Genomic DNA, 21,333 nt, shown 5'->3' with positions numbered 1-21,333 from the left:
ACCAGTCCAACTGCAGTCCCACAGAACAGGAGAGAACCATGAAGCGCAATCCGCACACGACCCGCGGCGCGTTCGTCGGGCTCGCGATCGCCTCGGTCGCATTGCTCACCGCCTGCGGCACCTCGAGCGGTTCGGGCGCCTCCGGCGCGTCCGACGAGCCGATGGCCGAACTCGGCGACACCGAGGGCCAGGTCTCGATCCTGGCCTGGCCCGGGTACGTCGAGGACGGCACCAACGACCCCGCCGTCGACTGGGTCACCCCCTTCGAGGAGGACACCGGCTGCATGGTCACGACCAAGACGTTCGGCACCTCCGACGAGGCGCTCAACCTGATGAAGACGGGCGACTACGACGTGGTCTCGGCCTCGGGAGACGCCTCGCTCCGCCTCGTCGCCGCCGGTGACGTGGCCCCCGTCAACACCGACCTCATCCCGAACTACGAGGGCATCTACGACTTCCTGAAGAACCAGTCGTGGAACTCGGTCGACGGCGTCGCCTACGGCGTGCCCCACGGCTACGGCGCCAACCTGCTCATGTACAACACCGACGAGTTCCCGACCGCGCCCACGTCGTGGGACGTCGTCTTCGACAAGGCCTCCGAGAACGCCGGCAAGGTCACCGCCTACGACTCGCCCATCTACATCGCGGATGCCGCGGTGTACCTCATGGCCCACGAGCCCGACCTCGGCATCGAGAACCCGTACTCCCTCGACGAGGAGCAGCTCGCCGCCGCCGTCGACCTGCTGAAGACGCAGCGCGAGAGCATCGGCGAGTACTGGTCCGACTACCTCAAGGAGGTGCAGGCCTTCACGACCGGCGACACCGTGGTCGGCACGAGCTGGCAGGTCATCCAGAACGTGCTCGAGGGCGAAGGCGCGAAGACCGCCGTCGTGCTGCCCGAGGAGGGCACCACCGGATGGTCGGACACGTGGATGATCTCGTCGAAGGCGAAGAACCCGAACTGCGCGTACGCGTGGCTCGACTACATCGCCAGCCCCGAGGCCAACGCCACCGCGACCTCGTACTTCGGCGAGGCGCCCTCCTCCGACGCCGCCTGCGAGTACCGCGAGGACTGCGAGGCGTACCACGCCGGTGACGCCGACTACGCGTCGCAGATCTGGTACTGGTCGACCCCGATCGAGGAGTGCCTCGACGGGCGAACGGATGTCTCGTGCACCGACTACGCCGCATGGACCGCCGCGTGGCAGGAGATCAAGGGCTGATGACCTCGGCTCACGTGGAGTCCCGTCCGCGCCGCACCACGGCGCGGGCGGGCTCCGCCTTCCTCTCCACCCATCCGCGCACGCGGCTGGCGCTGCTCCTGGCCGCGCCCCTGTTCTGGCTCGTCATCGTCTACATCGTGGCGCTCGCGCTGCTGCTCGTGACGGCGTTCTGGTCCGTCGACAGCTTCACCGGCGTCATCACGACCGAGTTCACGCTCGACAACATCATCGAGGTCGTCACCGGATCGCTCTACCAGACCGTCACCCTGCGCACGGTCGGCGTCGCGCTCGCCGTGACGATCATCGACGTGGTGCTCGCCCTGCCGATCGCGTTCTTCATGGCGAAGGTCGCCACGCCCCGCATGCAGCGCGTGCTGCTGATCATGGTGCTCACCCCGCTCTGGGCGTCGTACCTCGTGAAGGCCTACGCGTGGCGCTCGGTGCTCTCGCAGGACGGCATCCTCGAGTGGCTGCTCGCGCCGTTCGGCGGGCATACGCCCGGCTACGGCCTGCCGGCCACGATCATCACGCTCTCGTACCTGTGGCTGCCCTACGTCATCCTGCCGATCTACGCCGGACTCGAACGCGTGCCCGACTCGCTGCTCGAGGCATCCGGCGACCTCGGCGGCAAGACCTGGCCGACGCTGCGGCTCATCGTCTTCCCGCTCATCCTGCCCGCGATCATCGCCGGCACGATCTTCAGCTTCTCGCTCTCGCTCGGCGACTACATCACGGTGAACATCGTCGGCGGCACGAACCAGATGCTCGGCAACCTCGTCTACACGAACGTCGGCGCCGCGAACAACCTCCCGCTGGCCTCCGCGATCGCGCTCATCCCGATCGTGATCATCTTCGGCTACCTGTTCCTCGTGCGCCGCACCGGCGCGCTCGACAACCTCTGAGGCAGACGATGCGACTCTCCCGCCCCGCACGCGTGACGCTCGGCGTCATCACCGCGATCATCCTCGTGATCGTCTACGTGCCGCTGCTCGTCGTGCTCGTGAACTCGTTCTCGACCTCGACCGCGCTCACCTGGCCGCCGCCCGGGTTCACGCTCGAGTGGTGGGGCAAGGCGTTCCAGAGCGCCGGCGCCCTCGAGGCGGTGCTCACGAGCGTGCAGGTCGCGGTGATCTCGACGATCATCGCCCTCGTGCTCGGCACGCTCATCTCGATCGCCCTGCAGCGCTTCGAGTTCTTCGGGCGCGACGCGATCAGTTTGCTCGTGATCCTGCCGATCGCCCTGCCCGGCATCATCACCGGCATCGCGCTGAACAACTTCTTCCGCACGATCATGGGCGTGCCGCTCTCGATCTGGACGGTCGTCATCGCGCACGCCACGTTCTGCATCGTGACCGTGTTCAACAACGTGATCGCCCGCCTGCGCCGCCAGGGCACGAACCTCGAGGAGGCGTCGGCCGACCTCGGCGCCGGCATCTGGACCACGTTCCGCCTCGTGACGTTCCCGCAGCTGCGCTCGGCGCTCCTGGCCGGCGGGCTGCTCGCCTTCGCGCTCTCGTTCGACGAGATCATCGTGACGACGTTCACGGCCGGATCGGGCGTCACGACCCTGCCCATCTTCATCCTGAACAACATGTTCCGGCCCAACCAGGCGCCCATCGTCTCGGTCATCGCCGTCGTGCTCGTGCTCGTCTCCATCATCCCCATCTACATCGCCCAGCGGCTCGGCAAGGGCGAGGAGGTCAAGCGGTAGCTCGGCGCGGTCGGTGCGGTCGGTGCGGTGGGTGCGGCTTTGCAGGACTTTTCCGCGGCGCGCCGGGTGCCGACCGGGCCCCGCGCGGCGTGTCGGGCGATTCGTCCTGCAACTCGTCCTGCCGGTCGAGGGGCGCGGCTCCTCGAGCCGTTGCGGTGTCGGGCTCGATAGGGTCGGCGGATGCAGACCTTCCCGGCGGCCGACGGCACCGAACTCGCGTTCTCGATCCTCGGCGGCGATCGCACCGAACGGGCGCCGACGCTCGTCGTGCCGGGCGGCCCGTGCCGTGGGGTCGACTACCTCGAGGATCTCGCCGGCATCGCCGACATCCGGCCGCTCGCGGTGCTGCATCCGCGCGGCACGCCGACCTCGGGCGGGCGTTCGCGAGGGTGGTGGGCCGACGCCGACGACCTGATCGCGCTCGCCGACCACCTCGGGCTCGAACGCTTCGACGTCATCGGGCATTCGGCGGGCACCCGGCTCGTGCTCGCGGCATCCGCCCGGTTCCCCGATCGGCTGCGCCGGAGTGCGCTCGTCACGCCCGCGGCGGCCTGGCTGACGGATGCCGCGTGGGACGGCGCCGCGATCGGCGGGCGCCGCGGCGACCCCGCGGTCATCTTGGCGCTCGAGTCGCTCACCGGGCCCCAGCCCGTCGACCAGCGCCAGTGGGACCGCGCCAGAGCGCTCGAGGCGCCGGCCGGGTACGCCGCATGGACGGATCGCGAGCGAGCGCACAGCATGGTCGGCGGGTGGGACCTCGCCGCGGTCGAAGCGTGGTTCACGGGCGTTCCGGATGACGCAACCGCACGGATCCTGGCGGCACCTCGCATCCCCGCCCTCGTCGTCGGCGGCGCCGGAGACATCCTCTCGGGTGTCGCGCCGGTGGAGGCGTATGCCGCCGCACTCGGCGCGGATCTGCGGATGATCCCCGAATGCGGCCACTACCCGTGGGTCGAGCAGCCGGCCGCGTTCCGCGAGGCGCTCGGCGGGTGGCTCGCGGACTGAGCCGCGACGCGCGGGGCGTTCACCGCTCGACGTCGGCGACGGACGCGGTCCACACGGCCAGTTCGTGCGCGAGCGCGACGGGGGCATCGAGCTGGACCAGGTGCCCGGCGGAAGACCAGGGCGGGCCCCGAGCCCGACCTGCCCCAGGCCACGTGGCGTCCCCGCCACTCCAGGGTGCGGTTCAGTTCCATGGCATCCACTCCATCACGGATGCCGCCGGCGCCGCTGGTCGAGGAGCGCAGCGTCTCGAGGCCTTCGGCGGTGGTGGTCTCGAGACGGCGCTGGCGCGCCTCCTCGACCGGCGAGACGGCGCTGGCGCGCCTCCTCGACCGGCGAGACGGCGCTGGCGCGCCTCCGGGACCGGCGAGACGCTAGTGCGCCTGCGGGGGCAGGGCCGAGATGACGGGGTGGTCCTTGGCGATGACGCCGACCTTGGCGGCGCCGCCGGGCGAGCCGAGGTCGTCGAAGAACTCGACGTTGGCCTTGTAGTAGTCGGCCCACTCGTCGGGCAGGTCGTCTTCGTAGTAGATCGCCTCGACCGGGCAGACCGGCTCGCAGGCGCCGCAGTCGACGCACTCGTCGGGGTGGATGTAGAGCGAACGCTCACCCTCGTAGATGCAGTCGACCGGGCACTCGTCGATGCAGGCGCGGTCCTTGACGTCGACGCACGGAAGCGCGATGACGTACGTCACGAGACGACCAGCGACCCGTCGCGCGAGATGTCGACCTGCTCGTCGCGCGGCACGACCTTGACGCGCTCGCGCACGGTCTCGCGGCCCTCGGGCACGCCGTAGGCCTCGCCGAGCGAGCGCTCGTGGGCGTCGAGCGCGAGCCAGCCGTTCCACGTGGTGTACGACACGTCGCGCGAATCGAGCAGCGCGAAGACCTCCTCGCCGCCGGCCGCGTCGACGAGGGCCGCGGGCAGCGAACCGGCCGTGGCATCCGCGATCAGGTTCGTGATGGTCTCGAGCGCGTCGCCCTTGGTGTGGCCGATGAGGCCGACGGGGCCGCGCTTGATCCAGCCGGTCGCGTACACGCCGGGCAGGTGCTGCCCCGCGGCATCCGTGACCCGGCCGCCCTCGTTCGGGATGACCGCGCGGGCGTCATCGAACGGCACGCCGTTGACGGGCGAACTCGCGTAGCCGACGGCGCGGTAGACGGCCTGCACGGGCACGTCGACGAACTCGCCGGTGCCTTCGACCGATCCGTCGCCGACGGGTCGCGTGAGCTCGAAGCGCATCGCCTCGACGGCCTCGGTGCCGAGCACCTCGACGGGCGCGTGCAGGAAGTGCAGGTGCAGGCGGCGCGACGCGGTGTACTCGTGGTCGGCGGGCTTGCGCCAGCCGTTCAGCGTGCGCGTCATGACCTTGACCTGGTTGTTCGACGCGAACAGCTGCTCGGCGTGCGGGTCGTTCGCGGCGCGCTCGAAGTCGTCGTCGTAGACGATCACGTCGACGTCGGGCACCTCGCCGAGCTCGCGCAGCTCGATGGGCGTGAACTTCACGTGCCCGGGGCCGCGGCGGCCGAAGACGTGCACGTCGGTCACGGGCGACGCCTCGAGGCCCTCGACGACGTTGGCCGGGACATCCGTCGACAGGAGGTCCTTCGGGTGCTTCGCGAGCACGCGGGCGACGTCGAGCGCGACGTTGCCGTTGCCGATGACGGCGATCGACTGCGCCTCGAGCGGCCAGGTGCGCGGCACGTCGGGGTGGCCGTCGTACCAGGCGACGAAGTCGGCCGCGCCGAACGAGCCGGGCAGGCCGATGCCGGGGATGTCCAGCGGGGCGTCGCGCAGGGCTCCGGTCGCGAAGATGACGGCGTCGTAGCGCTCCTGCAGCTCGTCGACGGTGATGTCGCGGCCGACCTCGACGTTGCCGATGAGGCGGATCGTGCCCGCGTCGAGCATCTCGTGCAGCGAGTTCACGATGCCCTTGATGCGGGGGTGGTCGGGGGCGACGCCGTAGCGGATCAGGCCGTAGGGCGCGGGCAGCGACTCGAACAGGTCGATCGCGACCTCGCCGCCGGCCTCGGTGACCTGACGGTTCAGGATGTTGCCTGCGTAGATGCCGGCGGGGCCGGCTCCGACGATCGCGACGCGGAGGGAGAGGGTCATGGCTGCGTGGTCTTCCAGTCGACGGAGGGGGTGATGGTCTCGGGTGCGGCGACGTCGCCTGCGCTCGTGCTCGCGGAGATCGCGTCGGGTGCGTAGGGACTCAGGGTCACCACGTCGCCGACGACGACGACCGCGGGCGAGCGGATGCCGCGGCGTGCCGCCTGCAGTGCGATCGTGTCGAGCGTACCCACTGTGACACGCTGACCTGAGCCGTAGCCGTCTTCGATGATCGCGACCGGGCAGGCGCCCCCGCGTTCGCCGCGCGACAGGGTGATCGCGGAGTTCGCGAGGGTTCCGACGCCCATGAGCAGTACGACGGTGTGGTCGCGTCCGCCGCCGAGGGCCTGGATCTGGTCGTGGCCCGTGACGACGGTGAACGTCGTCGCGAGGCCGCGGTGCGTGAGCGGGATGCCGGCGATCGCGGGAACCGAGATCGCGCTCGTGATGCCGGGCACGACCTCGACGGGCACGCCGGCGGCCTGGCAGAACGCGACCTCCTCGCCGCCGCGGCCGAAGACGAACGGGTCGCCGCCCTTGAGGCGCACGACGTGCTTGCCGGCCTGGGCGAGCGTCACGAGGAGCGCGTTGACCGCATCCTGCGGCACGGCGTGGTGGCCGGGCAGCTTGCCGACGTCGACGACCTCGGCCTCGAGGTGCACGCCGTCGGCGGCGAGCCCGTCGAGCACGGAGCGCGCCCCGAGGCGGTCGGCGACGATGACGTCGGCGCGCTCGAGCGCCCGGAGGCCGCGGATGGTGAGCAGCCCGGCGTCGCCCGGACCGGCGCCGACGAGGGTGACGGTTCCGGGCTCGGGGCGCTCGGCGCGTGCGGCGACGTGCGCCGTGAACTCGGCGCTCATGCGAGGCCGCTCGCGACGACCGCGGCCGTGACGATCGCGACCGCGAGCACGAGTCCGCCGATCACGCCGACGAGGGTGCGCGTGCGCGCGCGGTCCGCGGTGCTCATACGGCGACCCATCCCGCGGCGGCCGCGGCGGCGGCCCGCTCCTCGGCGGTCGCCTCGACCGGGGCGGTGACGATGCCGGCGGCGAGCGTGTAGCCGGACTGCGGGTCGATGACGACGAACGCGCCCGCTCGGCGGTGCGCGGCGTACTCCTCGATCGGCAGCTCCGACGCGAGGCGGACGCGCACCTGGCCGATGTCGTTGACCTCGAGGGCCGTGGCCGGCTCGAGGGCGAGCGTGTCGAGGTCGCGGCGCCCGACGATGTCGGTGAGCATCGCCTGCACCGTGGAGGTGCCGGACTTCACGAGCACCCGAGCGCCCGGGCGCAGCGGCGCGGCGCCGAGCCAGAACACGGCCGCGTCGAACTCGCGTCGAGGTTCGGGCAGCGCGCCCGCGGCGACGATCACGGCGCCGCGGGCCGCGTCGAGCTGGTCGGCGAGACGCAGCGACACCGAGCGGGGGGCGGATGCCTCGGCGACCGCGTTCGATCCGGCGTCGATGCCCGTGACGGTCGTCGTCGCGCCGCCGGGGAAGACCTGCACCCGGTCGCCGACGCGCACCGTGCCGGAGGAGAGCCGACCGGCGAACGCCCGGTAGTCGCGGTAGGCCTCGGCGTCGTCGACGTCGTGGGCGAGGGCGCCCTGCGGGCGGATCACGAGCTGCACCGGGAAGCGCAGCGCCTCGAACTCGGTCTCGAGCTCGTCGAGCGAGGGCAGCGTCTCGAGGAGCTCGATGAGGCTGGGCCCGTCGTACCAGGGCGTGTTCGCCGAGCGGTCGACGACGTTGTCGCCGGCGAGGGCGGAGACCGGGATGACGTGGGCGTTCTCGAGGCCGAGCTCGACGGCGAGGGTCGCGACATCCGCTGCGACCGCGTCGTATGCGGCCTGCGAGTAGCCGAGCAGGTCGATCTTGTTGACCGCGATGATCACGTGCGGCACGCGCAGCAGCGCGACGACGGCGAGGTGGCGGCGGGTCTGCTCGAGCACGCCGTTGCGGGCGTCGACGAGCACGACGACGGCGTCGGCGGTGGTCGCGCCGGTGACCATGTTGCGCGTGTACTGCACGTGGCCGGGGCAGTCGGCGAGGATGAACGACCGGCGCCCGGTCGAGAAGTAGCGGTAGGCGACGTCGATCGTGATGCCCTGCTCGCGTTCGGCGCGCAGGCCGTCGGTGAGCAGCGCGAAGTCGATCGCGCCGGGCTCGCCGCCGAACCCGCGCTCGGCGGAGGTTCGGGTCACGGCCTCGAGCTGGTCGGCGAGGATCGCCTTCGAGTCGTGCAGCAGGCGTCCGACGAGGGTCGACTTGCCGTCGTCGACGGAGCCGGCCGTGGCGAAGCGGAACAGTGCGCCCATCAGAAGTACCCGTCCTTCTTGCGATCTTCCATGGCGGCCTCGGAGATGCGGTCGTCGGCCCGCGTCGCGCCGCGTTCGGTGAGCGTCGAGGTGGCGACCTCGCGCACCACGTCGGCGACGGATGCCGCGTCGGACTCGACGGCGCCCGTGCAACTCATGTCGCCGACCGTGCGGTACCGCACGAGACGTCGCTCGACGACCTCGTCGGCGCGGGGCTCGGAGACGGGCGAGACCGCGCGCCACATGCCGTCGCGGCGGTACACCTCGCGCTCGTGCGCGTAGTAGAGGGGCGGCAGTTCGATGCCCTCGCGCTCGATGTAGCTCCACACGTCGAGCTCGGTCCAGTTCGAGATGGGGAACGCGCGCACGTGCTGGCCGACGGTGTGGCGGCCGTTGTAGAGGTCCCAGAGCTCGGGGCGCTGGTTGCGGGGGTCCCACTGGCCGAACTCGTCACGGAGGCTGATGATGCGCTCCTTGGCCCGGGCCTTGTCCTCGTCGCGGCGGGCGCCGCCGAAGACCGCGTCGTGCCTGCCCGCGGCGATGCCGTCGAGCAGCGGCTGCGTCTGGAGCGGGTTGCGGGTGCCGTCGGCGCGTTCCTGCAGCCGGCCGTCGTCGAGGTAGTCCTGCACGGATGCCACTTCGAGACGCAGCCCGAGGCGTTCGACCGTGCGGTCGCGGAACTCGATGACCTCGGGGAAGTTGTGCCCTGTGTCGACGTGCAGCACCGGGAACGGCACCTTCGCGGGCCAGAACGCCTTCGTCGCCAGGTGCAGCACGAGCACGGAGTCCTTGCCGCCCGAGAACAGCAGCACGGGGCGTTCGAACTCGGCGACGACCTCGCGGATGATGTGGATCGCCTCGGCCTCGAGGGCGTCGAGCGTGTCGATGCCTCCCGCCGGCTCAGCGCCCGTACTGTCCGTCGGTCGAGGAGGGCGCTCAGCGCCCGTGCTGTCCGCCGGTCGAGGAGGGCGCTCAGCGCCCGTCTCGAGACCCGGTGCGCTGGTCTCGAGACGCTGCGCTCCTCGACCGGCGGTCTCGATGATCTCGCTCATACGTGCAACCCGCATTCCGTCTTGTCGAGGCCGGCCCAACGCCCGGCTCTGGGGTCTTCGCCCTCGGCGACCTGCCGAGTGCACGGTTCGCAGCCGATCGACGGGTAGCCCTGGGTCAGCAGGTCGTTCACGGGCACGCCGAACGCGCCCGCGTAGTCGATGAGGTCGTCGAAGCTCCACGCCGCGAGCGGGTTCACCTTGACGAGTCCATTGCGCTCATCCCACGAGACGAGGGGCGTGTTGGTGCGCGTGGGAGCCTCGTCGCGGCGCACGCCCGTGAACCACAGCTCGTACCCGGTGAGGGCCTCGTGCAGCGGGGCGACCTTGCGCATGGCGCAGCATTCGGCGGCGTCGCGCGCGAACAGGTCGAGGCCGAACTTCGCGTTCTGCTGGGCGACGGTGAGCTCGGGCAGCACGTCGACGACGCGCACGTCGAGGGCGGCGGCCACGCGGTCGCGCGTCTCGTACGTCTTCGCGAAGTGGTACCCGGTGTCGAGGAACAGCACGTCGACGCCGGGCAGCGACTGGGCGACGACGTGCGGCAGCACAGCGTCGGCCATCGAGCAGGCGACGGCCGTGGCATCCACCGAGAAGTTGCGGGCCACCCAGGCGACGACCTCGTAGGCGGATGCCTCGTCGGCGGCCAGGCTGCGCAGCTCGGCGTCGCCCTGCTCGGCGAGGGCGCGCAACTCGTCGTGACTGCGCAGGGTCGCCGCGCGGGGGGCGAGGGAGACGCTCATTGCAGGGCCTCCTCTTCGGCGCGGTGCGCCCACTGGGCGAAGGTCTCGTCGGTGGCCGTGTCGCGGTCTTCGAGGAATCGCTTGACGACGCGCTCGGTGTAGTCGGCGATGCCGTCGGCGGCGACCTTCAGGCCGCGTACCGTGCGGCCGAGTCCGGCCTCGTCGCGGTTCTGGTTCGCGAGCCCGCCGCCGAGGTGCACCTGGTAGCCGGGCACCTGCTCGCCGTCGATGGTGACGAGCTGGCCCTTCAGCCCGATGTCGGCCGTCTGGATGCGGGCGCACGAGTTGGGGCATCCGTTCACGTGCAGGCTGATCGGGTGCGGCAGGTCGAATCCGCGGAGTCGGTCTTCGAGGTCTTGGACGGCCTTGGTGGCGTTGACCTTCGTCTCGACGATCGCGAGCTTGCAGAACTCGATGCCGGTGCACGCGATCGTGCCGCGGCGGATCAGGCTCGGGCGGGCCTCGAGGCCGAGCTCGTTCAGCTCGACGATGAGGGGCTCGACGTCGGCCTCGGGCACGTCGAGCAGCACGAGCTTCTGGTGCGGGGTCGTGCGCAGACGGGTCGAGCCGTGGGCCTCGAGGAGGTCGGCGAGCTTCGCGAGCGTCGGGCCCGACACGCGGCCGACGATGGGCGTGACGCCGATGTAGAACCGGCCGTCCTTCTGGCGGTGCACGCCCACGTGGTCGCCGGTCGTCGTGGGTTTGGGGGCCGCGGGACCGTCGGGGAGCGCGTGGCCGAGGTACTCGTCCTGCAGCACTTGGCGGAACTTCTCGGTGCCCCACTCGGCGAGGAGGAACTTCAGGCGCGCCTTGTTGCGCAGCCGCCGGAAGCCGTAGTCGCGGAAGATCTGCGCGACGCCGTGCCAGACCTCCGACACCTGGTCGGGCGCGACGAACACGCCGAGCCGTTCGCCCAGGCGGGGCGCCGTCGACAGCCCGCCGCCGACCCACAGGTCGTAGCCGATGCCGAGCTCGGGGTGCTCGACGGCGACGAACGCGACGTCGTTGATCTCGTGCACCACGTCTTGGCTGGGGTGGCCGGTGATGGCCGTCTTGAACTTGCGGGGCAGGTTCGACAGCGTCGGGTCGCCGATGAAGCGCGACGTGATCTCGTCGATCTGCGGCGTCGGGTCGATGAGCTCCTCGACCGAGATGCCCGCGACGGGCGACCCGAGCACGACACGCGGCACGTCGCCGCAGGCCTCGGTCGTGCCGAGCCCGACGGCCTCGAGGCGACGCCAGATCTCGGGCATGTCCTCGACGCGCACCCAGTGCAGCTGCACGTTCTGGCGGTCGGTGAGGTCGGCCGTGTCGCGGCCGAAGTCGATGGAGATGTTCGCGATGACGCGCAGCTGCTCGGTGGTCAGCTGGCCGCCGTCGATGCGCACGCGGAGCATGAAGTACTCGTCTTCGAGCTCGTGCGGCTCGAGCGTGGCGGTGCGGCCGCCGTCGATGCCCGGCTTGCGCTGCGTGTAGAGGCCCCACACGCGGAACCGGCCGTGCAGGTCGGTCGGGTCGATCGAGGCGAAGCCGCCCTGCGCGTAGATGTTCTCGATGCGCTCGCGCACGGCGAGACCGTCGTCGACCTGCTTCCACTCCTCGTTGCCGTTGAGGGGTGCGGTGCCGTCGATCTTCCACTGGCCGTTCGGGCGCGAGGAGGGTCGGGGTGCGGCGACGCGGCGCGCGGGGCGCTCGGCGGTCGCGGGGCGGTCGTTCGCGACCGGTTCGGTTGCGACATCCGTCGTCGGGGTCGTCACAGGCTCCTCCTTCCGTCGACGCGCGGGGTGCGCTCGTGGGTCCGTGTCGTTCGACGCTAGGCGAGCGGCGGCGAAGACGGCAGGGGCGCGCGTCACGTCCGGTCACGTCGTGTCGTATTGCGTCACAGAAGGACGCGGGGGCTTGCGCTCGTTCGGGGCGCCTCGGCGCTATCGTGAGCGCATGCCCACCGCCGGGACGGGGATGCCGCTGCGCGAGTACCGCATCCACCGCTACGTGAACGCCTTCTGCCCTCGCTGCCACGAGGAGGATCCCGAGCGCCCGCTCGCCGACGTGGCCCGATTGTCGGGGTGGCTCGCGGAGCGCGACGGCCGGATCTGGCTCGAACGCGGATGCCCCGAGCACGGGCTCGTCTCGACGATGTACGACGAGTCGGCCGAGATCCTCCGCTACCTCGAGGAGTGGACGGCGCCGACGAAGGCGCACACGCCCGACCTCGCCGGCAACTTCAAGCCCGTGCCGTCGGCGTACGAAGACGGCCTGCCCGAGATGCAGACCCAGCACACGTGCATCCTGCTCGAGGACCTCACCGACCACTGCAACCTGCGCTGCCCCACGTGCTTCGCCGAGTCCGGGCCGGCGGCGACCGCCGTCGCGCCGCTCGCCGAGGTGCTCGCCTCGGTCGACGCGAAGCTCGCACGCGAGAACGACCGCATCGACGTGCTCATGCTCTCGGGCGGCGAGCCCACGCTCTACCCGTGGCTCGAGCAGCTGCTCGACCACCTCGTCGCGCGCCCCGTCGTGCGCATCCTGCTGAACTCCAACGGCCTCCGCATCGCGCAGGACGACGCGCTCGTCGCGACGCTGAAGAAGCACCGCGAACGCGTCGAGGTGTACCTCCAGTTCGACGGCGAGAGCGCCGAGGCATCCGCATTCCACCGCGGTGCCGACATCCGACGCTTCAAGGACCGCGCGCTCGAGCGGCTCTCGGATGCCGGCGTCTTCACGACCCTCACGATGACGGCGGCGCTCGGCGTGAACGACGGCGAGATCGGCGCGGTCATCCGCCGTGCGATGCGCACGCCCTACGTCGGCGGCGTGACGATCCAGCCGGTGTTCGGCTCGGGGCGCTCGGCCGGCATCGATCCGACCGACCGGCTCACGCACACGGGCGTGCTCGCCCGGCTCGAGGCGCAGACCGACGGCGAGGTCACCTGGCGCGACCTCACCGCGCTGCCGTGCAGCCACCCGCACTGCTGCTCGGTCGGCTACCTGCTGCAGGACGACTCGGGCTCGTGGAACTCGCTCACGAAGCTCGTCGGCCACGACCAGCTCAAGGCGTTCCTCGACCTGAACCCCGACCTGATCGCGAACCGCATCGCCGACAGCAACGTCAACAAGGCCCTGAAGGACAGCGTGAAGCAGTCGCTCCTCGACCTGCTGAGCGAGCAGTCCTCGCTCTCGCACCCGTCGATCGGCTCGCTCTGGAAGGACATCTGCACGGGCTGCGACCTCGGCATCGGCACGCTCACGCAGCTCGCCACCGCGTCGCTGCCCGGCCAGCACAAGCGCCTGCGGAGGTTCCTCGGCCAGCGCGTCAAGCGCATCACCGTGAAGCCGTTCATGGACATCAACACCATGATCGAGGAGCGCCTCACGCAGTGCTGCGTGCACGTCGCCACCGTCAACGAGCAGACCTCGGCCCATCAGTGCGCCCCGTTCTGCGCGGTGCAGGCGTGGGCGCCGCTCGGTCGCCGGCGCATCTCGACGGCGACCGGCGCGGCCGAGGTCGGCGAGCGACGGCAGCTTCCGGTGACGGTGGGGTGATCGCATGAGCGCGACGGGCGACGAGGCGATCGGGGCATGGGATGCCGCGGGGCTGAACCGGTTCGACGAGACCGTCGGCGCGCCGCCGGCGCCCGAGCCGTACGACCCGCTGCGCCTCTGCGTGTTCGCGACGATCGCGCTCATCACGTGCGTGCTCGGCCCGATCGCGCTCGCCGTCTTCGCGGGCATCGCCATCGGCGGCTACGCCAGGGCGCGCCGTGCCGGGCTGCTGCGCTCGAAGTGCAAGCTCGGCGACACGCGCAACGTGCTCGCGTACCTCATCGTGCTCGAGGTGCTCGCGCTCGCCGCGGTGCCCGTCTGGGTGTCGCTCTGGATCGGCCTCTGGAGCTGATGCCGTGTACCCGACGCTGTCCGACCTGCTCGGCTGGGGCCCGCCGCTCGACACCCACGCGGTGTTCGTCGCGCTCGCGCTGATCGTCGCGGCCGGTGTCTTCGTGGTCGAGTCGCGCCGTCGCGGGCAGACCGACAGCCGCATCTGGGTGCTCGTGCTCGGCGCGCTCCTCGGCGCCGCCGTGCTGTCGCGGCTCGGCACGTGGGCGCAGCACCTCGACCCCTCGCAGAACCTCGACCTGGCGGGTCAGTTGCTGCGGGGCAACGCCTCGGTGCTGAGCGCGCTCGTCGGCGCCTGGCTCGGGGTGCACATCGCCAAGCGCGTCGTGCGGTATCCGCTGCGCACGGGCGACCTGTTCGCGCCCGCCGTGGCGCTGGCCATGGCGATCGGGCGATTCGGATGCCTCTTCACCGAGCTGCCCGGAACCCCGACCGGTTCGAGCTGGGGCATCGTGCTCGGCGAGGCGGCGGCCGCGCGCGTCGGCGGCCCCGCGGGCGTGCCGCTGCACCCGAGCTTCGCCTACGAGATCGTGTTCCAGGCGGCGGCGTTCGCGGTGCTGTGGTTCTGGCTGCGGCACCGGCCGATCGCGGCCGGCGAGACCCTGACGATCTACATCGCGGCTTACGGCGTCTTCCGCTTCTTCGTCGAGTTCGTGCGCGGCAACGAGGTCGCGTGGATGGGCCTCACCCGCCCGCAGCTGTTCCTGTTGGTCACGATTCCGCTGCTGCTCGGCCGCATCGCCTGGAAGGCGAGTCATGGCGGCTTCACCGAGCGCGCGGCGAACACGGAGAGGACGCCCGATGGCACCAGAGTCTGAAGACCCGACGCCCGAGGAGTCGACGCCCGGCGAGCCCACGCCCGGCGAGCCGACGCCCGGCGAGCCGGCCCCCGAGGTGCCGGCGCCCGGCGAGCCGACCCCCGAAGCGCTCCCGCCCGCCGCGCCGACGCCCGGCGCTCCCGCCCCCGGCGCGCCGAAGCCCGGTCTCGGCACCGGAGTGGGCATCGGCGTCGGCACGGGCATCGGCTGCGGCGCCTCCCTGCTCGCGCTGATCCTGATGGTCCTCACGGGATTCGCGGGCTGGGGCGCCTCGTTCCTCGGTCTGACCTGGCCGTTCCTCCTGCTGGGACTCGTCTCGATCGTGCTGCTCCTCTTCAAGCGGACGCGCCCGATCGCCATCGGCATGCTCATCATCGCCGCGGCGGTCTGGATCGTCTTCCTGGGTCCGTGCATCGCCCTGCTGGGGGTCTGAGCACCGCGACGGGCGCGGACCGGTGGCCGCCGTCGGGCGTCAGCGGGGGCGAGCGGATGCCGCGTCGTACCGGTCGAGCACGAGCCCGACGAGCTCGGCGGGGGCGGCCTCGTCGGGCAGCAGCAGCGGCGCCGCGACGACGTCGGCGCCTGCGGCGCGGGCGAGGTCGTCGAAGTATCCGGGGGCGAGCAGGTAGTTCGCGACGACGACGCGCGACCCGGCGGGCGCGTCGGCGCGCACCGCGGCGACCGCGTCGGGCAGCAGCGGTTCGGCCGCCGACAGGAAGCCGACGGCGACCTCACGACCTGATGCCGCGGCGAGCCGGGTCGTCATGTCGATGCAGTCGTCGACGGCGCGACGGTCGCTCGATCCGGCCACGGCGAGCACGATGCGGTCCTCGTCGCGCAGGCCCGCCTCGGTGAGCCGGCGGCGGAGCACGGCGACGAGGCGGTCGTCGGGTCCGAGGGCGCCGCCGAGCACGACGTCGCGCGCGGTCTCCGCCTCGACGGCCTCGGTCAGGTCGACGTGCACGTGGTATCCGGCCGAGAGCAGCAGCGGCACCACGACGGCGGGTTCGCCGTCGGCGAGCGAGGCGAGCGAGGCGGGCACGTCGGGCTGCTCGACGTCGACGTGGCCGAGGCGCAGCGACGGGGCATCCGTTCGCGTCTCGAGCGCCCGTCTGGCGAGCGCATCGCCCACGCCGTCGCGAAGCGTGCGCACGGCCGCACGGCCCTCTTCGGAGCTCGTGCCGTGCGAGATGGCGACGAGCGCGCGGACGGTCTGGGGCGCGGAGTCTGGCGCGGCGGCGGACATGCGCCCATGCTCGCACACCCGATGTTTCGACGAGGAGACGGCCGCCCGCGGCATCCGCTCGCCCGCTCGTCAGGGGTTGGGGCTCAGGCGGCGGCGCGCAACCGCTCGACGATCTCGTCGACGGTGCGGCCGACGAGTCGGGGCATGTCGATCGCGTCGGGGTCGAGCAGCCACTGCACCTGCAGACCGTCCATGATCGCGATGAGGCCCGAGGCGGAGTCGCGCAGCTCCTGCTCGTCGGTGTTGCCCGAGACCTCGCCGAGCACGCCGGCGATCTTCGCGCGCAGGCCCTCGGTGCGGCCCTGGAAGTAGTCGTGCGCCGGGTGCCCGTCGGTCACGGACTCGCCCGAGAGCACGGAGTACGCCTGCACGACGCCGCGGCGGTGCGTGTTCTCCTCGACGGTGTCGATGAGGTGCTGGAGGAACGCGGGGCCCTCGACCTGCGCCCGCTCGGGGATGCCGGCCACCTCTTCGCCGTCGCGGTACTTCAGCATCGCGACGAGCAGGCCCTCCTTCGAGCCGAAGTGGTGCAGCACGCCCGCGTGCGTCATGCCCGCCTGCTCGGCCACCTCGACGAGCGCGCCCTTGTTGTAGCCGCGGGCGCCGAACACGTTCATGGCGGCCTTGAGCACTGCCTCGCGACGCTCCGTCGTGCGTGCCTGCGGGCGCTGCACCCGTTCGGCCGCCGGCTTCGCCGCCTGCGTCGTATCCACCACGATGTTCCTTCCTTGGGCGTCGCCGACCCGCGGCATCCGCTCAGTGCAGGATGCCGCCTGCCGACCCGCATGTCGAGTCCAGCACCGGTTCACCGAAGCGTTCCGGGCGAATCCGGCCCGTTACCGAACCGTGACCTCGTTAACTTACTTACAAGTCAGTAAGTGTGTCACGATAACCCACGTCACTCAACGACGAGCATATGGATGGAGTTCCGGCGTGACCACAACCTCGACCGTCATCTCAGCGGACAGCACCGCCGAGGCGATCGCGCTCGCCGCCTCCCTGCCGCTCGCCGACAAGGTCGCCCTGCTCACGGGCGCCGCCACCTGGACCCTGCGCGAGATCCCCGAGATCGGCATGCGCACGATGACCGTCTCCGACGGCCCCATCGGCGTCCGCGGCACCGGTGAAGACGGACTGCCCTCCGCGCAGCTGCCCGCCCCCTCGGCGACCGCCGCGACGTGGGACGTCGACCTGCAGGCCCGCCTCGGCACGCTCATGGCCGCCGAGGCGCGACGCAAGGGCGTCGACGTGATCCTCGCGCCCGTCGTGAACCTGCAGCGCAGCCCCGTCGGCGGCCGCCACTTCGAGTGCCTCTCCGAGGACCCGCTGCTCACGGCGCGCCTCGCGGTCTCGTTCATCGCGGCCATCCAGGCCGAGGGCATCGCGGCCTGCGTCAAGCACTTCATCGGCAACGAGACCGAGACCGACCGCACCAGCTACCTCTCGCGCATCGACGAGCAGACGCTGCGCGAGGTCTACCTCGCTCCGTTCGAGGCCGTCGTCGACGCCGGCGTCTGGACGATCATGGCCGCCTACAACGGCCTCGCCCGCGACGGGGTCGACGCCACCTCCACCGCGCACGAGCCGCTCCTCTCGGGCATCCTCAAGGGCGAATGGCAGTTCGACGGCATCGTCATCAGCGACTGGCTCGCCACGAAGACCGCCCTCGAACCCGCCCTCGCGGGGCTCGACCTCGTGATGCCCGGCCCCGGCGGGCCGTGGGCCGACGGCCTGCTCGCCGCCGTCGAGTCCGGGCTCGTGCCCGAGCACGTCATCGACGACAAGGTCGCCCGCATCATCCGCCTCGCCGGCCGCGTCGGCGCGCTCAGCGGCATCGCCGGCGAGACCCTCCCCTTCGACCCGTCGGGCGCCACGCCCGACCCCGCCGGCGACGAGGTCGTCGCCCTCCTGACCGATGCGGCCGCCCGCTCGACCGTCGTGCTCCGCAACGACGACGCCCTCCTCCCCGTCAGCGCAGAGCTGGGCGGCCGCATCTCGCTCATCGGCCACAACGCCGTCGAGCCGTTCACCCAGGGCGGCGGCAGCGCGTTCGTCACGCCGCCGCACGTGAGCGAACCCCTCGACGCACTGCGTGCCGCGTTCCCGAACGCGACCGTCGACCTGCACCGCGGCGGCTCCACCAAGGCCGGGGCGCCGCTCGCGCCGGCCCACGTGCTCTCGACGCCCTCCGGCGAGCCCGGCATTCTCGTCGAGCACCTCGACGCCACGGGCGCGGTGATCGACGCGCACACCGCCGTCGACGGCGAGGCGCTGTGGTTCCCGGTCGACGGCGCCGTCGTGGCATCCGTCCGCCTCACCACCGACCTGCACCTCGCCGCCCCCGGCCGCCACCTCGTCGACCTCGGGCCGGTCGGCGCGCACCGCATCGTCGTCGACGGCGTCGAGCGCAGCACGTCCGACCGCATCGTCGGCGCCGAGGTGATCCTCGACTCGAGCTACGCCAACCCCGAGCGCATCGAGACCTGGATCGACACCGACGAGCCCCGGGCCGTGCGCATCGAGATCGACGCGCAGGTCGTCGACGGCGAGTCCTACGGGCACTTCGTGCGCGTGCACTTCCGCTACCTCGAGCCAGGCCTCAGCATCGACGAGGAGATCGAGCTCGCGGTCGCGGCGGCCGCCGAGTCCGACCTCGCGGTCGTGATCGTCGGCACCAACCCCGAGACCGAGTCCGAGGGCTGGGACCGCCCGAACCTGGCGCTGCCCGGCCGGCAGAACGAGCTCGTCCGACGCGTCGCCGCCGCCAACCCCCGCACCGTCGTCGTCGTCAACGCCGGCGGACCCGTCATCCTCCCCTGGCTCGACGAGGTCGCCGCGGTGCTCTGGTGGTGGTTGCCCGGCCAGGAGGCCGGCGCCTCCCTCGCCGCCGTGCTCACGGGCGCGATCGAGCCGAGCGGCCGCCTGCCCTGGACCCTCCCCGCCCGCGAGGAGAACGTGCCCGTCCCGAACGGCACGCCCGTCGACGGCGTCATCGACTACGCCGAAGGCCGTGACGTCGGGCACCGGGGCTGGGACCGCCGCGGCCTCGTGCCCGCCCGCGAGTTCGGCTACGGGCTGGGGTACGCCGAATGGGCGTACCGCGAGATCGAACTCGCCCCCGCGGCATCCGACGTTCTCGTCACCGCGCGCGTGACCGTCGAGAACACCGGCGCCCGCGACGGCCGCGAGGTCGTCCAGGTCTACCTCTCGACCGACGACGCCGACCGCCCCGTGCGGTGGCTCGCCGGCTTCGCCGTCGTCGACGTCGCCGCCCGCGCCACCGCGACCGTCGACATCCCCCTCGCACGCAGGTCCTTCGAGACCTGGTCGACGGATGCCGCGGCCTGGACCCTCGACGCCGGCACGTACCGTGTGCTGGCCGGCCGGTCCTCCAGAGATCTCCGCCTCGAGGCCGTGCACACGGTCGAAGGCTGAGCGCCATGAACGCACCACAACCCGCACCAACCCACATCAAATGCAAGGAGGCATGAAAATGCGAAAGAGCATCCTCGCCACGGGGGCCATTCTGGTCGCCGCAGGCCTGGCTTTCACGGGGTGCAGCGCGAGCACCGGCGGTGACGACGGAGGAACGAGCACGAAGGTGCTCACCGTCGGCATGCCGAACGGCCCGCAGCAGCCGAACCAGAACCCGCTCGCCACCGGATCGGCGTCGCTGTCGCTCGGCTACGCGTTCGTCGTGTACGAGTCGCTCATGCAGATCAACGAGATCGACCCGACCGAGGCGCCCACGCCGTGGCTCGCCGAGTCCGTCGAGTGGAACCCCGAGTACACGCAGGCGACGATCACGCCCCGCGAGGGCGTGAAGTGGTCCGACGGCGAGGACTTCACCGCCGACGACATCGCCTTCTCGATCCAGCTCCGCAAGGACAACCCCGAGCTGAACGTCGACTTCCCCGACCAGTACGGCGACATCACCGTCGAGGACGGCAAGGTCGTCGTGAACTTCACGACCGGCCAGTACGTCAACGAGGTCAAGCTGTACAAGCTCCTCATCGTCCCGAAGCACATCTGGGAGGGCGAGGACGCCGTCACCTTCAGCGACGACGAGATGATCGGCACCGGCCCGTTCACCCTCAAGTCCTTCAGCCCGCAGGCCGTCACCCTCACGCCGAACGACGACTACTGGGGCGGCAAGTCGAAGGTCGGCGAGCTCCGCTACGACGCCTACAACGACAACGCGGGCCTGACGACCGCCCTCACGACCGGTGAGGCGCAGTGGGGCTGGACCTTCATCCCCGACTACGAGTCGACCTACATCGACAAGGACCCCGAGCACTTCAACCAGGTGGCCGGCGGCGGCTTCGGCGTCGACGTGCTCTACCTGAACAACGAGACGAAGCCCTTCGACAACGTCGCGTTCCGTCAGGCGCTCAACATGGTCATCGACCACGCCGACATCACGGCCACCGCCGGCTACGGCGTCTGGCCCGAGATCACGAGCGTCACGGGCCTGCCCCAGCCCTCGGGCGACGCCTTCATCTCGTCGGAGTACGAGGGCCAGAACCTCGAGGTCGACGTCGACGGCGCCAAGAAGGTGCTGACCGACGCGGGCTACACCTACGACGGCGACAAGCTCATCGACCCCGACGGCGAGGCCGTGTCCTTCAAGCTCACGAACCCGAGCGGCTGGACCGACTACCTCGACGCGCTCGGCATCATCGCCGAGGGTGCCGCTTCACTTGGCGCCGAGGCCACGGTCGACGCGATCGTGCAGGACACCTGGTTCAACGACACCATCCCGTTCGGCAACTTCCAGGCGTCGCTGCACTGGACCGACGGCGGCTCGACCCCGTGGAACCTGTACTCGAACATCATGGACGGCGCCTCCTACGTGCCGCTCGGCGAGACCGCGAACTGGAACTTCGGCCGCTACCAGAACGACGACGTCACGAAGGCCCTCGCGGACTTCAAGTCGGGTACCGACCCGGACGCACGCCAGGCCTCGCTCGACATCGTGCAGCAGCACTACGTCGAGGACGTCCCGGGCATCGTGATCTGGTCGCGTCCCGCCGTGGCGCAGTACTCCACGCAGAACTACACCGGATTCCCCACCAGCGAGGACCCGTACGCGAACCCGCAGCCGACGGGCCCGCAGGCGGCACTCATCCTGTCCAAGCTCACCCCGAGCGAGTGACCCGCGCCGGGTTTCGGCCCGGATCATTCGGAACATCCCTCAGGATGTGACGATGAGGTGCGG

The 21,333-nt window shown here is 71.2% G+C and carries 19 protein-coding genes; 10 read left to right on the top strand and 9 right to left on the bottom strand.

What is annotated here, in order from left to right; genetic code table 11:
* Positions 1-38: 38 nt before the first annotated feature.
* The 4 genes from GQQ92_RS06405 (at position 39) to GQQ92_RS06390 (ending at position 3,939) form a co-directional block, all read left to right on the top strand.
* Positions 39-1,223, top strand: coding sequence for an ABC transporter substrate-binding protein (locus tag GQQ92_RS06405; RefSeq protein ID WP_156998405.1), 1,185 nt, complete (start codon positions 39-41; stop codon positions 1,221-1,223).
* On the top strand, positions 1,223-2,125 hold the full coding sequence (locus tag GQQ92_RS06400; protein ID WP_156998404.1) for an ABC transporter permease: 903 nt from the start codon (positions 1,223-1,225) through the stop codon (positions 2,123-2,125). The genes GQQ92_RS06405 and GQQ92_RS06400 overlap by 1 nt, the downstream gene beginning before the upstream one ends.
* An 8-nt stretch (positions 2,126-2,133) precedes the next feature.
* Entirely contained in the window at positions 2,134-2,934 is an 801-nt protein-coding gene (locus GQQ92_RS06395) for an ABC transporter permease (RefSeq protein WP_156998403.1), read from the top strand.
* A gap of 180 nt (positions 2,935-3,114) precedes the next feature.
* Positions 3,115-3,939, top strand: coding sequence for an alpha/beta fold hydrolase (locus GQQ92_RS06390; RefSeq protein ID WP_156998402.1), 825 nt, complete (start codon positions 3,115-3,117; stop codon positions 3,937-3,939).
* Between the two features lie 371 nt (positions 3,940-4,310).
* Here the strand turns inward: GQQ92_RS06390 and fdxA are convergent, their stop codons facing one another.
* The 7 genes from fdxA to GQQ92_RS06355 all read right to left on the bottom strand — a co-directional run bounded on the left by fdxA (position 4,311) and on the right by GQQ92_RS06355 (position 11,914).
* Complete coding sequence (gene fdxA / locus GQQ92_RS06385) at positions 4,311-4,631, bottom strand: ferredoxin (RefSeq protein ID WP_092964954.1); 321 nt, start codon at positions 4,629-4,631, stop codon at positions 4,311-4,313.
* The gene (locus tag GQQ92_RS06380) at positions 4,628-6,052 is read right to left on the bottom strand and encodes an FAD-dependent oxidoreductase (RefSeq protein WP_156998401.1); all 1,425 of its coding nucleotides are present in this window, start codon (positions 6,050-6,052) and stop codon (positions 4,628-4,630) included. The genes fdxA and GQQ92_RS06380 overlap by 4 nt, the downstream gene beginning before the upstream one ends.
* Complete coding sequence (gene cobA / locus GQQ92_RS06375) at positions 6,049-6,909, bottom strand: uroporphyrinogen-III C-methyltransferase (RefSeq protein WP_156998400.1); 861 nt, start codon at positions 6,907-6,909, stop codon at positions 6,049-6,051. The genes GQQ92_RS06380 and cobA overlap by 4 nt, the downstream gene beginning before the upstream one ends.
* Before the next feature lie 103 nt (positions 6,910-7,012).
* Positions 7,013-8,365, bottom strand: coding sequence for a sulfate adenylyltransferase subunit 1 (locus GQQ92_RS06370; RefSeq protein WP_156998399.1), 1,353 nt, complete (start codon positions 8,363-8,365; stop codon positions 7,013-7,015).
* Positions 8,365-9,417 (bottom strand): sulfate adenylyltransferase subunit CysD, encoded by a 1,053-nt coding sequence (gene cysD / locus GQQ92_RS06365; RefSeq protein ID WP_156998398.1) that lies wholly within the window; start codon positions 9,415-9,417, stop codon positions 8,365-8,367. Before cysD ends, GQQ92_RS06370 begins: the two co-directional genes overlap by 1 nt.
* Positions 9,414-10,157 carry a phosphoadenylyl-sulfate reductase gene (locus tag GQQ92_RS06360; RefSeq protein ID WP_156998397.1) on the bottom strand — a complete coding sequence of 248 codons (744 nt, stop codon included), beginning with the start codon at positions 10,155-10,157 and terminating at the stop codon, positions 9,414-9,416. Before GQQ92_RS06360 ends, cysD begins: the two co-directional genes overlap by 4 nt.
* A complete protein-coding gene (locus tag GQQ92_RS06355) occupies positions 10,154-11,914 on the bottom strand; it encodes a nitrite/sulfite reductase (RefSeq protein ID WP_156998396.1) in 1,761 nt (586 codons plus the stop codon). The genes GQQ92_RS06360 and GQQ92_RS06355 overlap by 4 nt, the downstream gene beginning before the upstream one ends.
* A 181-nt stretch (positions 11,915-12,095) precedes the next feature.
* Between GQQ92_RS06355 and GQQ92_RS06350 the strand changes: the two genes are divergently transcribed.
* Genes GQQ92_RS06350 through GQQ92_RS06335 form a run of 4 tightly spaced genes read left to right on the top strand, consistent with a single transcriptional unit; the run spans position 12,096 to position 15,302 of the window.
* Positions 12,096-13,700 (top strand): radical SAM protein, encoded by a 1,605-nt coding sequence (locus tag GQQ92_RS06350; RefSeq protein ID WP_232057542.1) that lies wholly within the window; start codon positions 12,096-12,098, stop codon positions 13,698-13,700.
* Between the two features lie 4 nt (positions 13,701-13,704).
* Positions 13,705-14,052, top strand: a complete 348-nt coding sequence (locus tag GQQ92_RS06345; protein ID WP_197738119.1) for a hypothetical protein — start codon at positions 13,705-13,707, stop codon at positions 14,050-14,052.
* A 4-nt stretch (positions 14,053-14,056) separates the two neighbouring features.
* Positions 14,057-14,869 (top strand): prolipoprotein diacylglyceryl transferase, encoded by an 813-nt coding sequence (locus tag GQQ92_RS06340; RefSeq protein ID WP_156998395.1) that lies wholly within the window; start codon positions 14,057-14,059, stop codon positions 14,867-14,869.
* Positions 14,853-15,302 (top strand): hypothetical protein, encoded by a 450-nt coding sequence (locus GQQ92_RS06335; protein ID WP_156998394.1) that lies wholly within the window; start codon positions 14,853-14,855, stop codon positions 15,300-15,302. Before GQQ92_RS06340 ends, GQQ92_RS06335 begins: the two co-directional genes overlap by 17 nt.
* Positions 15,303-15,341: 39 nt before the next feature.
* On the opposite strand, the gene GQQ92_RS06330 is transcribed toward GQQ92_RS06335, so the two are convergent.
* On the bottom strand, positions 15,342-16,115 hold the full coding sequence (locus GQQ92_RS06330) for a sirohydrochlorin chelatase (RefSeq protein WP_156998393.1): 774 nt from the start codon (positions 16,113-16,115) through the stop codon (positions 15,342-15,344).
* A gap of 83 nt (positions 16,116-16,198) precedes the next feature.
* A complete protein-coding gene (locus GQQ92_RS06325; protein ID WP_197738118.1) occupies positions 16,199-16,828 on the bottom strand; it encodes a TetR/AcrR family transcriptional regulator in 630 nt (209 codons plus the stop codon).
* Between the two features lie 220 nt (positions 16,829-17,048).
* On the opposite strand from GQQ92_RS06325, the gene GQQ92_RS06320 reads away from it, so the two are divergent.
* Positions 17,049-19,550 (top strand): beta-glucosidase, encoded by a 2,502-nt coding sequence (locus tag GQQ92_RS06320; protein WP_232057541.1) that lies wholly within the window; start codon positions 17,049-17,051, stop codon positions 19,548-19,550.
* Positions 19,551-19,608: 58 nt separating this feature from the next.
* On the top strand, positions 19,609-21,270 hold the full coding sequence (locus GQQ92_RS06315; protein WP_232057540.1) for an ABC transporter substrate-binding protein: 1,662 nt from the start codon (positions 19,609-19,611) through the stop codon (positions 21,268-21,270).
* The last annotated feature ends 63 nt before the right edge of the window (positions 21,271-21,333 follow it).

The organism is Agromyces terreus, assembly GCF_009749465.1.
Lineage (GTDB): Bacteria > Actinomycetota > Actinomycetes > Actinomycetales > Microbacteriaceae > Agromyces > Agromyces terreus.
Note: the sequence above shows the minus strand (reverse complement) of the source record. Positions and strands in the feature narration are given on the sequence as shown.

Coding starts and splice junctions, on each gene's coding strand:
- GQQ92_RS06390 (WP_156998402.1), top strand. CDS start 3,115: ATGCAGACCTTCCCGGCGGCCGACGGCACCGAACTCGCGTTCTCGATC.
- GQQ92_RS06380 (WP_156998401.1), bottom strand. CDS start 6,052: ATGACCCTCTCCCTCCGCGTCGCGATCGTCGGAGCCGGCCCCGCCGGC.
- GQQ92_RS06315 (WP_232057540.1), top strand. CDS start 19,609: ATGCGAAAGAGCATCCTCGCCACGGGGGCCATTCTGGTCGCCGCAGGC.
- GQQ92_RS06345 (WP_197738119.1), top strand. CDS start 13,705: ATGAGCGCGACGGGCGACGAGGCGATCGGGGCATGGGATGCCGCGGGG.
- GQQ92_RS06360 (WP_156998397.1), bottom strand. CDS start 10,157: ATGAGCGTCTCCCTCGCCCCCCGCGCGGCGACCCTGCGCAGTCACGAC.
- GQQ92_RS06330 (WP_156998393.1), bottom strand. CDS start 16,115: ATGTCCGCCGCCGCGCCAGACTCCGCGCCCCAGACCGTCCGCGCGCTC.
- cobA (WP_156998400.1), bottom strand. CDS start 6,909: ATGAGCGCCGAGTTCACGGCGCACGTCGCCGCACGCGCCGAGCGCCCC.
- GQQ92_RS06405 (WP_156998405.1), top strand. CDS start 39: ATGAAGCGCAATCCGCACACGACCCGCGGCGCGTTCGTCGGGCTCGCG.
- GQQ92_RS06400 (WP_156998404.1), top strand. CDS start 1,223: ATGACCTCGGCTCACGTGGAGTCCCGTCCGCGCCGCACCACGGCGCGG.
- GQQ92_RS06350 (WP_232057542.1), top strand. CDS start 12,096: ATGCCCACCGCCGGGACGGGGATGCCGCTGCGCGAGTACCGCATCCAC.
- GQQ92_RS06395 (WP_156998403.1), top strand. CDS start 2,134: ATGCGACTCTCCCGCCCCGCACGCGTGACGCTCGGCGTCATCACCGCG.
- GQQ92_RS06335 (WP_156998394.1), top strand. CDS start 14,853: ATGGCACCAGAGTCTGAAGACCCGACGCCCGAGGAGTCGACGCCCGGC.
- cysD (WP_156998398.1), bottom strand. CDS start 9,417: ATGAGCGAGATCATCGAGACCGCCGGTCGAGGAGCGCAGCGTCTCGAG.
- GQQ92_RS06370 (WP_156998399.1), bottom strand. CDS start 8,365: ATGGGCGCACTGTTCCGCTTCGCCACGGCCGGCTCCGTCGACGACGGC.